At 72.5% G+C, this 11,642-nt stretch carries 15 protein-coding genes; 7 read left to right on the top strand and 8 right to left on the bottom strand.

What is annotated here, in order from left to right:
* Window positions 1-6 precede the first annotated feature (6 nt).
* The gene (locus ABD223_RS20440; protein WP_344037916.1) at window positions 7-999 is read left to right on the top strand and encodes a TIGR03842 family LLM class F420-dependent oxidoreductase; all 993 of its coding nucleotides are present in this window, start codon (window positions 7-9) and stop codon (window positions 997-999) included.
* A 44-nt stretch (window positions 1,000-1,043) separates the two neighbouring features.
* On the opposite strand, the gene ABD223_RS20435 is transcribed toward ABD223_RS20440, so the two are convergent.
* From ABD223_RS20435 to ABD223_RS20425, 3 genes are all read right to left on the bottom strand, one after another.
* Complete coding sequence (locus ABD223_RS20435) at window positions 1,044-1,226, bottom strand: DUF397 domain-containing protein (protein ID WP_344037915.1); 183 nt, start codon at window positions 1,224-1,226, stop codon at window positions 1,044-1,046.
* Window positions 1,198-2,055: a helix-turn-helix domain-containing protein gene (locus ABD223_RS20430; protein ID WP_344037914.1), complete on the bottom strand. Its 858-nt coding sequence runs from the start codon at window positions 2,053-2,055 to the stop codon at window positions 1,198-1,200. The genes ABD223_RS20435 and ABD223_RS20430 overlap by 29 nt, the downstream gene beginning before the upstream one ends.
* 141 nt (window positions 2,056-2,196) lie before the next feature.
* A complete protein-coding gene (locus ABD223_RS20425; protein WP_344037913.1) occupies window positions 2,197-2,667 on the bottom strand; it encodes a hypothetical protein in 471 nt (156 codons plus the stop codon).
* Window positions 2,668-3,074: 407 nt separating this feature from the next.
* Between ABD223_RS20425 and ABD223_RS20420 the strand changes: the two genes are divergently transcribed.
* The 5 genes from ABD223_RS20420 to ABD223_RS20400 all read left to right on the top strand — a co-directional run bounded on the left by ABD223_RS20420 (window position 3,075) and on the right by ABD223_RS20400 (window position 6,320).
* The gene (locus ABD223_RS20420; protein ID WP_344037912.1) at window positions 3,075-4,046 is read left to right on the top strand and encodes an alpha/beta hydrolase family protein; all 972 of its coding nucleotides are present in this window, start codon (window positions 3,075-3,077) and stop codon (window positions 4,044-4,046) included.
* A 36-nt stretch (window positions 4,047-4,082) separates the two neighbouring features.
* The gene (locus ABD223_RS20415; RefSeq protein WP_344037911.1) at window positions 4,083-4,622 is read left to right on the top strand and encodes a DUF4240 domain-containing protein; all 540 of its coding nucleotides are present in this window, start codon (window positions 4,083-4,085) and stop codon (window positions 4,620-4,622) included.
* Window positions 4,619-4,993 (top strand): PH domain-containing protein, encoded by a 375-nt coding sequence (locus ABD223_RS20410; protein WP_344037910.1) that lies wholly within the window; start codon window positions 4,619-4,621, stop codon window positions 4,991-4,993. Before ABD223_RS20415 ends, ABD223_RS20410 begins: the two co-directional genes overlap by 4 nt.
* Before the next feature lie 514 nt (window positions 4,994-5,507).
* On the top strand, window positions 5,508-5,747 hold the full coding sequence (locus tag ABD223_RS20405) for a hypothetical protein (protein WP_344037909.1): 240 nt from the start codon (window positions 5,508-5,510) through the stop codon (window positions 5,745-5,747).
* A 438-nt stretch (window positions 5,748-6,185) separates the two neighbouring features.
* Window positions 6,186-6,320 carry a hypothetical protein gene (locus ABD223_RS20400; protein WP_344037908.1) on the top strand — a complete coding sequence of 45 codons (135 nt, stop codon included), beginning with the start codon at window positions 6,186-6,188 and terminating at the stop codon, window positions 6,318-6,320.
* 43 nt (window positions 6,321-6,363) lie between these two features.
* On the opposite strand, the gene ABD223_RS20395 is transcribed toward ABD223_RS20400, so the two are convergent.
* Window positions 6,364-6,651: a hypothetical protein gene (locus tag ABD223_RS20395; RefSeq protein ID WP_344037907.1), complete on the bottom strand. Its 288-nt coding sequence runs from the start codon at window positions 6,649-6,651 to the stop codon at window positions 6,364-6,366.
* 711 nt (window positions 6,652-7,362) lie between these two features.
* Between ABD223_RS20395 and ABD223_RS20390 the strand changes: the two genes are divergently transcribed.
* Window positions 7,363-7,938, top strand: a complete 576-nt coding sequence (locus ABD223_RS20390) for a DinB family protein (RefSeq protein ID WP_344038109.1) — start codon at window positions 7,363-7,365, stop codon at window positions 7,936-7,938.
* Between the two features lie 37 nt (window positions 7,939-7,975).
* Here ABD223_RS20390 and ABD223_RS20385 read toward each other — a convergent pair whose 3' ends face one another.
* Genes ABD223_RS20385 through pgsA form a run of 4 tightly spaced genes read right to left on the bottom strand, consistent with a single transcriptional unit; the run spans window position 7,976 to window position 11,608 of the window.
* Window positions 7,976-8,956 (bottom strand): NUDIX hydrolase, encoded by a 981-nt coding sequence (locus ABD223_RS20385; RefSeq protein ID WP_344037906.1) that lies wholly within the window; start codon window positions 8,954-8,956, stop codon window positions 7,976-7,978.
* Complete coding sequence (locus ABD223_RS20380) at window positions 8,953-10,074, bottom strand: glycosyltransferase family 4 protein (RefSeq protein ID WP_344037905.1); 1,122 nt, start codon at window positions 10,072-10,074, stop codon at window positions 8,953-8,955. The genes ABD223_RS20385 and ABD223_RS20380 overlap by 4 nt, the downstream gene beginning before the upstream one ends.
* Window positions 10,071-11,003: a phosphatidylinositol mannoside acyltransferase gene (locus tag ABD223_RS20375; RefSeq protein WP_344037904.1), complete on the bottom strand. Its 933-nt coding sequence runs from the start codon at window positions 11,001-11,003 to the stop codon at window positions 10,071-10,073. The genes ABD223_RS20380 and ABD223_RS20375 overlap by 4 nt, the downstream gene beginning before the upstream one ends.
* Entirely contained in the window at window positions 11,000-11,608 is a 609-nt protein-coding gene (pgsA, locus tag ABD223_RS20370) for a phosphatidylinositol phosphate synthase (protein ID WP_344037903.1), read from the bottom strand. Before pgsA ends, ABD223_RS20375 begins: the two co-directional genes overlap by 4 nt.
* Window positions 11,609-11,642: the final 34 nt, after the last annotated feature.

Here is an 11,642-nt window from a genome sequence, read left to right as displayed (position 1 = left end):
TTGGCCGTGGACTTCGGTGTGGTGTTGCAGACCGACCCGCCCGCGCGGGACGTGGTGGCGGGCATGAGGGCGGCGGAGGACAGCGGTTTCCGCTACGGGTGGACGTTCGACTCGTGCGTGCTGTGGCAGGAGCCGTTCGTCATCTACTCGCAGGTGCTGGCGGCCACGTCGTCGCTGGTCGTCGGCCCGATGGTGACCAACCCGAGCACCCGGGACTGGTCGGTGACCGCGTCGCTGTTCGCCACGCTGAACGACATGTTCGGCAACCGCACGGTGTGCGGCATCGGGCGCGGCGACTCGGCGCGGCGCGTGATCGGGCGGAAACCCGCGTCGCTGGACACCCTGGGCCGCGCCATGGCGGTGATCAAGGAGCTGGCCGAGGGCCGGGAGGTCGAGCACCACGGCACGCCCGTGCGCATCCCGTGGGTGCGCGACGGGAAGCTGGAGGTGTGGATGGCCGCGTACGGGCCGAAGGCGCTGAAGCTGGTCGGCGAGCAGGCCGACGGGTTCATCCTCCAGACCGCCGACCCGGACATCGCGAGGTGGACCATCGGCTCGGTGCGCGAGGCGGCCGAGGCGGCGGGCCGGGACCCGGCGTCGATCACCATGTGCGTGGCCGCGCCCGCGTACGTCGGCGACGACCTGCCGCACCAGCGGGACCAGTTGCGCTGGTTCGGCGGGATGGTCGGCAACCACGTGGCCGACCTGGTCGCCCGGTACGGCGACTCGGGCGTGGTGCCGAGGGCCCTGACCGACTACATCCGGGACCGCGAGGGCTACGACTACGCCCACCACGGCAAGGCCGGAAACCGGTCGACCGACTTCGTGCCGGACTCGATCGTGGACCGGTTCTGCCTGCTCGGACCGGCGTCCGCGCACGTGGAGCGGTTGGCGGAGCTGAAGGAGATCGGCGTGGACAACTTCGCGCTGTACCTGATGCACGACCAGAAGGACAAGACGCTGGCCGCCTACGGCGACGAGGTGATCGGCCGGGTGTGACAGGCGTGCGCCGGTTCCCGGGGAGGGAACCGGCGCGCACCGGCTCAGCGCTCGGGCAGCCCGCCGAGGAAGGCCCGCCACGCGGACGGGGTGAACGCCAGGCGCGGAACGGTGTTCTTCGAGTCCCGCACGCCCACGGCCTCCGACGCGAACGCCACTTCAACGCAGTTCGTGTTCCCGCCACCGCTGTAGCTGCTCTTACGCCACTGCTTCGCCTCCAGCGCCACGCTGTTCCTCCCGCAGTCGGTCGTAGCGGTCCGCCCAGGTGGCGAACACCGACCGCGATTGTTCCTCACTCAGCGCCACCCGGTCGAGATCGCCACACGCCTGTCGGAACCGGTCCGTGGTCTCGGGCGCGTCGGAGAACACCGACATCGGTCCGGACTCGGCGTACGACACGGGCTGGTGGTCGGGGAAGGTCATGAAGGTGAAGGCCGACAACAGCGAGGGGGGCAGTTGGTCCGCGAGGGTCACCACCCGCACCCCGCCACGGAACAGCAGTTGCAGCATCTGCTCGTACATCACCTGCGGACCGCCGACCACGTGGTGCAGCGCCGTTTCGAGGATGAAGAAGTACCCCAGGGGCGGCCGGGGCCGGTTGAAGATCCCCTGTCGGGTCATCCGCCCGATCACGCCGTGCTCGAAGTTCGGTGAACCGATCAGCGCGCGGGCGTAATCGGCGGTCTGGAGCAATCCCGGGACGTTGATGATCTCGTACGCCCAGATGGTGCCGGCGGTCTGCTCGTGCAGAAGGAGCGCGCGCAGGTTGTCGGGCATCGCGATCTCGTGCGGCCGGACGAGGTGGCCCGTGTTCGCCTCCAGGGCCAGGGACATGATGTGGTCGTAGGTGGCCTGGTCGGCCTGGAGGTGGCCGACGTAGCGGGCGATGTCCATCGGGCTGGTGCCGCGCGTGCCGCGTTCCAGCTTCGATATCTTCCCCGGCGACCACCCCAGTTCCTCGACCAGGTCACCGAACCTGATCTCGGAACCGCGACGGGCTTGGCGGAGGGCATCACCCAGCTCACGGCTGAGGGCATTCGACTCACGCGAATCCATGCGGGGAAGCTACAACCGTTTCACCCGGCCGCCCCAGTGGTACCGGACCTTTTCAACCTAAAAGGTTACCGGTGTACCCACGGGCCACTCCTCACCATTGTTGCGCGGGCGCAACAATGGTGAGGAGCGGCTTTGGGCGCGTTAGGCCGCTTGCGCCGCACAGGGCGTCACGGCGCCCGCAGCACCGGCCGCAGCGGCGATCGGGCCCGTGACCGGGGGCCCGCCGGCCGCCGCGCGGTTCCCGGTGCAGGAGTCGGTCCTGAACGAGTCGCCGACCCGGTAGGCGAACAGGAGGTAGTCGGTGCCGACGCTCAGCCTGGTGCCGCACGCCGTGCCGTAGATCGTGGTCTGGAGCGTGACCACCGAGACGGGCACGTCGCCCTTGTACTCGGTGCCGACCTTGACCATGTAGAGGTAGCTGTCGTCGGCGGAGTTGTTCGGCTGCCCCATGTCGACGACCTCGGCGAGCACGACGCCGGTGAACACGTGGCCGTACCGCGCGTAGCGCTTCGGCTCGGTGTCCTGAGGGGGGCAGGTGCAGGCGAGGGCCGTGCCGGCCGACGCCGCGACCATCCCGGTGAGCAACACCAGCACACCGACCGCACGTGCCAAGAACCGAAAAAGCATGGAGGACCTCCGGCAGGGGGCGACAACGGCACTGTGGCGGTGTTCACCCAGAATAACTTCACGGGGGCGATGAAAACAGACGGCCACTCGTATGCCGACAACTCCGGCGAACAGCGCAACGGCATTTTCCGGCGAAATGACCGGACGTCCGCCCACTTCCCTTTCGGGCAACTCCACCCAGCCCCACCCCCTCCCGCACCCCTCGCGAACCCACCTGCCCCCGCCCCGCACCCCGCCCGCCTGCCCCCGCACCCCGCCCGCACCCCACCCGCCACACCCGCACCCCGGCTTGCCAAACGGAACAGTGCTCCATATCGTAGGTGGAGCAAGGTTCCGCTTACTCGCCCGGTGACAGCCGGACGCCCCCACCCCGCCGAAGGGAACGACGCACCATGGTCGAACCGACCGCTGTGCCCGATGCCGACGTGACCGCGCCGGTCCTGTCCTACAGCCCCCTGGAACTGCCCGTGCCCGGACGCCCGACGCCCCTCTCGCTGCGGGTGAGCGCTCCCGAGACCGGCGGCGACCTGCCGGTCGTCGTGCTCTCCCACGGTCACGGCGGGGCCCTCGACCTCGCCTCGCAGGACGGCTACGCGCCGATCGCCCAGCGCTGGGCGGCCGCCGGGTTCGTCGTCGTCCAACCCACGCACCTCAGCTCCCGGCGGCTCAGCCGCCTGTGGGGGACCGCTCCCGACGCGCCCTTCTTCTGGCGCTCGCGCGCCGAGGACGTGATCCACGTCCTCGACCACCTCGACGGGATCGAGCGGGCCGTGCCGCTGCTCGCCGGGCGCGTGGACCGCGACAGCGTCGCCGTCGCCGGGCACTCCCTGGGCGCGTTCACCGTCGAACTCCTGCTCGGCGCGGCGGTCACCGACCCGGGCACCGGGGAGCGGGTGAGCTACCCCGAACCGAGGATCAAGCAGGGCGTGCTGCTGGCCGCGCCCGGCCGGGGCGGTGACGCCCTCACCGGGCCGATGGCCGACCAGGCGCCGTTCTTCCGCACTCTCGACTTCTCCACGATGAGCGGCCCGGCCCTGGTCGTCGCCGGCGACGAGGACGACTCCCGCCACTTCACCGACCTGGGCCCGGCCTGGCACCGCGACCCGTACCACCTCGCGCCCGGCCCCAAGTCCCTGCTGACCCTCTTCGGCGCGGGGCACCTGCTCGGCGGCATCCAGGGGTACGACGCGGCCGAGTCCGTGCAGCTGTCGGACGACAAGCCCGCCCTCGCCGCCGCCGTCGCCCACCTGACCGCCGCCTACCTGCGCACCCACCTCCGCCCCGGCGACGACGCCTGGCAGCGGGCGCGGGAGGCGCTGACCACCGGCCCCGACGCGATCGGCTCGGTCGAGTCGAAGCCCTGAACCGGAATTGTCGTACCCCCGCGCTACCGTCCGCCCATGATCCTTCCCACCGCCGCCGAGGAAGCCCGGTTCTGGGCCCTGCTGGACAACGCCTGGGCCGGCCTCGGCCCCGAGGCCGACGGGCTGCGCCGGGCCCTGACCCGGCGCGACCCCGCCGAGGAGGCCTTCGAGGAGGCCGCGCAGCTCGAAGAGCACCTGGACCGCCTCGTCGAGGTCCTGCGCGAGACCTCCGCCGGCCTGCCCGCCGAGGAGCTGACCGCCCTGGACCGCGTGGTCGAGCGCAAGCTGCACGACATCGACCGCCGCGACGTGCACGAGGTCACCGACGGCTCGGACGACGGCTTCCTCTACGCGCGCGGCTTCGTCGTGGCGCTGGGCCGCGAGTTCTACGAGGCCGTGTCCCGCGACCCCCGCCTCGCCGTCCCCGACGCGGAGGCCGAGTCGTTCTGCTACCTGTTCGCCCACGCGCACGCGCACCGTTTCGGGGATTTCCCGGAGACGGGGTCGGGGATCTCCCGGGAATCCTTCTCGAACCCGGCCGGCTGGTCGGAGCAGGAGGTACCGTCGAACGCGTGATCGATTTCGACAAGCAGTCAGTCTTCAAGCTGGCGCCGTGCCGCCCGGAGGACATCGCGTCGCAGGTGTCGCCGATCATGATCCAGGGCGAGCAGGTCGTGTCCTGCTTCAAGACCGTGCGCGACTTCGTGGTGTTCACCAACAAGCGGGTCATCGCGGTGAACGTCCAGGGCATGACGGGCCGCAAGAAGGACTTCACGTCCCTGCCCTACAGCCGCGTGCAGGCGTTCTCCATCGAGACCGCCGGCACGTTCGACATGGACGCCGAACTGGACCTGTGGTTCAGCGGCCTCGGGCAGGTGCGCCTGGAGTTCAAGGGTCACGCCGACGTCCGACTGCTGGCCCAGGTCATCGGCACCTACGTGCTCTGAGCGCGAGGAGGGGCGCCGGCGACTTCGCGACCCCGCCCGTGATCCCGCCCGAACGGATCGAGCGACCACGGCCCGAACTCCTCGCGACCGCACGGGGCAGGTGCTCCGTTGGCAGCGCCGTCCTGCTCACGATCATTCCCGCCTCCGACCCGTGGGGCTCAGGGCTGAACGAGAGGACCGAGTTCCCGCCCGGCGAGGGCCACCCGACGTGAGGCTGCCGGCCCGCGTCATCGGCGCCTGCGTGCCCTGGGCGCCTTCCGGCCCGAGCCCGGCACCACGAATGATCGTTGTCGCCGACCGTTGTCGCGACAACGGGGCGAGTGGTATGCCGACCCAACGACCGCGCCCATTCCGACGACACCGACGAAGCGTCCCATGAGCCGAACAGGTGGAGTATCCCTGATCTCCTGGCGCCATTCCCCCGTCGTGTGGGATCTGTAACGCACGGCGGAATGAATCCGACATGACGCGCTGGAAGATGGAATGACCGCGTGTCCGTCCAGGAGGATCAACCATGCTCAAGTTCGGGCGGGCGGCGATCGTCGCCCTGCTGCTGCTGGGTGGTGTCGCGTTCACCGGGACGTCCGCGACCGCCGAATCGACCGACCCCCCGATCACCATCCACGCCCTGAGCACCTGGTGGCACGCCGGCCGGTTGGACCACTACACCACCGCGTCCTCGACGGGCGTCAGCGACGCCATCGCCGCCGGTTACACGTTCCTGCGGGTCGAGGGTTACGTCCTCCCGGCTTGAGCTGCTCCCGCATCGGGCGGACGTGCCCAGGCCCTCGAAGTCGGCACACCGCGCGGGAGCAGGTTCGCCCCACCGGGCGACGCACGAGGAAAAGCCCGACCCGCGCCCGCCGCCCGCGAGGTGCCGGCGCCCCGCACTGCGCACACCCCGTCCACCCGCCGGCGCGAACTCAACCTCCGCGATCCGCGAAATGTGACGAAAAGACACTTGCCCACTCTGTCGAGCGAATTCGCACGGGTGACCGAAGCGGATTCCGCCCTCAATTCACCTTGACCTCGGAGCACGGGCGGAACAAGTTGGGAAGCGGATCCCGCAGCAAATTTTTCGCGGCGACTCGGAATTTCGCCCAAAGAGCGGTTCCGCAGCACGGGACCGGCGCCGAGCAACGAGCGCAACGGGTGCCCGGACATCTGGGAGCTGAACAACGGCGACGGGGCCGTGATCGGTCGGGACCTGGCGGGCCCCTACCGGTCCCGGCTCCCGGAGGGGGTGAGCATCCGGGACGACGAAAGGCTCGTGGTCGTGCCCCGCGTGATGATGATCGCGGCGAAGCCGGACATCCCCGATGCGTGACCTCGTCGACCGGAGCACCGGGGAACACCTGACCGGGCAGGAGTTACCTGGACGACTTCGCGCTGCGCTTCGGGCGGATCAGCACCCCGGGTTTCTGGAAGCTCGAACGGCGGCGGACCTTCCGGGAGCCGCGCAGCGAGAGCTGACGGGCCTTCGACCGGGGCGAGTGGGACCTGGCGCTGCGGCTGACCGGTCCCGCCGCCGACGTGGTGCAGGCGGGCGAGGTGCACGGCGGCGTCCACTTCCACGGCTCCGGTGAGCCGTTCACCCCGCCCGCCCAGCTGCCCGGCGACGTGCCCGACTTCGCCAACCGGACCGCCGAGGTGGCCAAGCTCGACGAGGCCGTGGCGGGGGCGTGCCGCCGAAGAGCATCCCCACGAGCTGGAGGACCGCGCCGCGCCCTACCGGTCGCGGTTGTCGGACCGGCGGGTGCTGGTGGTGCCGGACAACGCGGCGACCGCCGGGCAGGTGCGCCCGCTGCTGCCCGGCGGCGCGTCCTGCCTGACGCCGGTGACCAGCCGCAGCAGGTTGTCCGGGCTGGTGTCCGGGTGGCGCGCTCACCCGGCAGGAGGCCGTGGGGCTGCTGCGCTCGGTCATGGCGGACTACCGCGCGGAGGACCTGATCGAGCTGGCGCGGCTGTGCGCGCGGCTGCCGCCGGCACTGCGGATTGCCGCCGAACGCGCGTCGAGCAGGCCGCTGGTGCCGTTGCGCGAGCTGATCGCCGACCTGCTCGGCGACCGGCGCGGGGAGGCGCCGGCGCTCGACGGCGCGGGCGAAGCGTTCCGGGAGCCGGGCGACCGCTGGAACCTGGCGCCGGCGCTGGACAAGCCGGCGCGGTGCGTCGACCGGCCCTCGCCGGTGCGCCGGGAAGCCCTGGCGGCGCTGGAGGGTTTCGACGACCCGAAGGCGCTCGCACCGCGCGCCGGGCTCACCGCGGCACTCGAACCGCCCCGCGCCGACGGGTGGTCGACGCGGGGCCGGGCGTCGCGCCCGCTCCCCCACGCGCGCCGAGCGCGAGGCCGGTGGTGCAGGCTCCTGCCCGTGATCGACGACTTCGCGAAGGACTACCTGCACAGCGACCTGCGAGAGGTCCGCGAGGACCTGCTGGGCAAGCTCGACGGCCTGTCGGAGTACGACGTCCGCCGGCCCCTCACCCGGACCGGCACCAACCTCCTCGGCCTGGTCAAGCACCTGGCGCTGTCCGAGGCCCGGTACTTCGGCGAGGTCTTCGGCAGGCCGTTCCCCGAGCCCGTCCCCCGCTGGGACGACCTGGAGCTGCGCGGCGCCGACATGTGGGCGACCGAGCACGAGGCGCGCGAGGAGGTCACCGGCCGCTACCGGCGCGCCTGGGCGCACTCCGACGCGACGATCACCGCGCTGGCGATCGACGCGCCCGGTCACGTGCCCTGGTGGCCGCGCCCCGACGTGGTGCTGTTCAACGTCCTCGTGCACGTGCTCACCGAGACCAACCGGCACGCCGGGCACGCCGACGTCCTGCGCGAACAGCTCGACGGCGCGGTGGGGTCGGGCCCGCGAGGGCGTGACGCGGCGTTCTGGGAAGCCCGGCGCGCCGAGGTCGAGCGCGCGGCCAGGGCGGCCGACCCGACCGGGGCCTGACCGCGCGACCACCACCGGTGGGAAGCGGCCGGACCCGTCACCGGATCGACCGCGTCGTCCCGTCCCACCCCGACAGCGCGCCCGGCAGCGCCTCGGCCAGCTGCACCGGGTACACCAGCGCCTCCTCGCCGGCCAGCTCCGCCACCGACCACCACCGGTGGCGGCGGATGGTCCGCCGCTCGACCTCGTCGAACCGCGAGGTGTCCACCACGGACCCGCCCGGCGCGCGACCGAGGAAGAACCACTCGACCGCCGCGTAGCTCAACCCGTCGAACGAGAACACGGCGTGCCGCTTCCACACCGGTCCGACCAGCTCGGCCGCCGGCAGCACCACCCCGGTCTCCTCGTGCAGCTCCCGCACCGCCGCGTCCCGCAGCTCCTCGCCCGGCTCGACCCCGCCGCCGGTGGTGAACCAGAACAGCTCGTCCGGCTTGGTCGGGTCGAAGCCCTCGAACATCAGCACCCGGTCGTCCGCGTCCAGCAGCACCACCCGCGCCGACACGCGCTGCACCAGCCCCGACGCCTCGCCGTCACCGCCCGGTTCGGCGATCTCGAAGTACGCGGGCGTCGGCGCGGTGCCCGCGAGCCGCAGCCAGCGCACCGACCGCCGCCTGCGCAGCGCCAGCGTGTCGCGCACGGCGTCGTTGTGCACCCGCCGCGCCAGCACCACCCGCTGCTCCGCGTCGGCCAGCTCGGCCGCCAGCGCGGGCGCGAGCACCGACCGGTCCAAGTCCTCCAGCAGCGCGCTCAACCGGTTCTCCGCCGCCTCGCGGTCGGGCCGCCGCGCGCCCTCCGCCGCGTCGGCCGCCGCGCCCAGCTCGGGCCGGCCGCACACCACCGCGACCGCCCGCGTCACCACCGCGCGCCGCGCCAGGGCGGCGTCCAGGGCGGCCCACGCCGAGTCCGTGCGCACGTGCAACCGGTCCAGCCGGTTGGCCCTGCCCAGGATCCACGGACCCACCAGCAGCACCAGCCCCAGCAGCACCAGGAACGCGGTCGCGGCGCCCGAACTGGTCACACCTCACGCACCCGGCGCGGGTCGGCGGCCGTGGCGCTCTCGTACACCCTCAGCACCTGGTGCGCCACGACGGACCAGTCGTACATCATCACCCGCTGCCGCGCCACGTCCACGTAGTCCGCCCGCCGCCGGGGGTCGGTCAGCACGCCGCGCAGCGCCGCCGCCAGCGCGACCGGGTCGCCCACCGGGGTCAGCACCCCGGCCTTGCCGTCGTCCAGCACCCGCCGGAACGCGTCCAGGTCGCTGGCCACCACCGCCGCGCCCGCCGACATCGCCTCGGTCAGGATGATCCCGAAGCTCTCCCCGCCGGTGTTGGGCGCGCAGTAGACGTCCACGCTGCGCAGCGCGCGCGCCTTCTCCTCGTCGCTCACCATGCCCAGGAACACCATCCGCGACGCCAGCTCCGGCCCGGCCTGCTCGCGCAGCTCGTCCTCGTCGCCGCGGCCGACCACCAGCAGCCGCACGTCCGGCAGGTCCAGCGCCCGGAACGCCTCCAGCAGCACCGGCATCCCCTTGCGCGGCTCGGTGAACCGGCCGACGAAACCGACCGTGCCGCCGGGGCGCGGGTAGCCGTCCAGGGGCGCGGCGTCGGCGAAGAAGCCCACGTCCACGCCGTTGGGCACCTCCACCGCGTCCCCGCCCAGGTGCTCCACCTGCACCCGCCTGGCCAGCGCGGACACCGCGATCCGGGCGGTGATCTTCTCCACGAACGGCTGGAGCACCGACTGGAGGGCCAGCAGCATCTTCGACCGGGGCGTCGAGGTGTGGAAGGTCGCCACGATCGGCCCGTCCGCGACCATCAGCGCCAGGAACGACAGCGACGGCGACGTCGGCTCGTGCAGGTGCAGCACGTCGAACTCGTGCTCGGCGATCCACCGCCGGACCCGGGCGAACGACACCGGCCCGAACGACAACCGCGCCACCGACCCGTTGTACGGGATGGCGACCGCGCGGCCGGCGGACGTGACGAAATCGGGCACGGGCGTGTCGTCGTCGACGGGCGCCAGCACCTCCACCTCGTGCCCGAGGCCCTGCAAGGCCCGAGCCAGGTCGACCACGTGCGCCTGCACCCCTCCGGGCACCTCCAGGGAGTACGGGCACACGATGCCGACCTTCACACCGACTCCCCTCGGCGGGCCAGCACCCGGCGCAGCGCCCGCTGCCGGCTCTCCGGCAGGTCGTCGAACCACAGCGGCTGCATCATGTGCCAGTCGGCGGGGTGCGCGGCGATGTCGGCGGCGAACACGTCGGCCACCTGCTGGGTGGCCGCGCCCACGCCCGCCGCGCCCGCGACCCGCACCGGCGGGTGGAACCGGAGGTGCCAGCCGTCACCGGTGAACCACAGGCCCACCGGCATCAGCGCCGCGCCCGTCGTGGCCGCCAGGTGGGCCGGACCGGCGGGCATCATCGTGCGCTCGCCGAAGAACGTCACCGGCATCCCGCCCGCGGTCAGGTCCCGGTCCGCCAGCAGCGCGACCAGCTTGTTCTCGCGCAGCCGCTCGGTGAGCACCACCGCCGGGTTGCGGTCGCCGCCGGTCAGCGGCACCACCTCCAGGCCGAGGCCCTCCCGGAACTCGATGAACCGCCGGTAGAGCGACTCGGGCTTGAGCCGCTCCGCGACCGTGGTGAACGTGCCGCAGTGGTTGGCCACCCACACCGCGCCCAGGTCCCAGTTGCCGCTGTGCGGCAGGACCGCCACCACGCCGCGGCCCTCGGCCAGCGCCGCGTCCAGGTTCTCCACCCCGCTGACCGACCGGTCCATCTCGGCGAGCAGGGCCTCCCGGTCCATCGACGGCAGCCGGAACACCTCCCGCCAGTACCGGGCGTAGGAGCGCAGCGACTGCCGGACCAGGTCGTCCAGCTCCGCCTCTCCCGCCTGCGGCACCACCCGGCGCAGGTTGCGGCGCAGCTGGTCCACGCCGTCGCCGCCGCGCCGCGCGCTCCGGTCCGCGCCGGCGTCGAACACCGCGCGGGCGGCCCGCTCGGGCATCAGCCGCACCAGCCGCCAGCCCGCCGCGTACCCGAGATCGACCAGCCGCTGCTTCACGTCAGCTCCTTCGCCTCGCGGCTCACGGCCAGCAAGCGCTGCACGACGGTGGCCACGATCAGCGCCGCGAGCAGGTAGAGCGCCACCGGGAGGATGTAGGGCACGCCGAGGCCGTGCAGGCCGATGCCGACGAGACCGATGATGGACCGCTCGGCGCGTTCGGCCAAGCCGCCGTCGCCGGCGACGAACCCCGTCGCCTCGGCGCGCGCCTTCACGTACGAGATGACCTGCGCGCCGACCAGCGACACGAGGACCGCGGCGGCCAGGCCGTGCTCGCCCGCGCCGAAGGCCCACCAGGCGATGGCGGCGAACAGCGCGCCGTCGGCGACGCGGTCGCACGTGGCGTCCAGCACCGCGCCGAACCTCGTGCCACCCCCGCCCGCGCGGGCCATGGCGCCGTCGAGCAGGTCGAACAGCACGAACACGGCGACGAGCACCGCGCCCGCGAACAGCTGCCCCCGCGGGATGAACCACAGGGACGCGGCTACGGAGCCGACGGTGCCCAGCACCGTGACGGCGTTCGGGGTGAGACCGCGGCGCAGCAACCACGCCCCGATCGGATCGGTGACGCGCGAAACCGACGCGCGAGCGAAGATGTTCAGCATGGGGCGGCCAGGCACCTAGCGGCGGGGACGATGT

Source organism: Saccharothrix xinjiangensis (genome assembly GCF_039527585.1).
In the GTDB taxonomy this organism is placed as follows: Bacteria; Actinomycetota; Actinomycetes; order Mycobacteriales; family Pseudonocardiaceae; genus Actinosynnema; species Actinosynnema xinjiangensis.
This window is presented reverse-complemented; position numbering and strand designations above follow the sequence as displayed.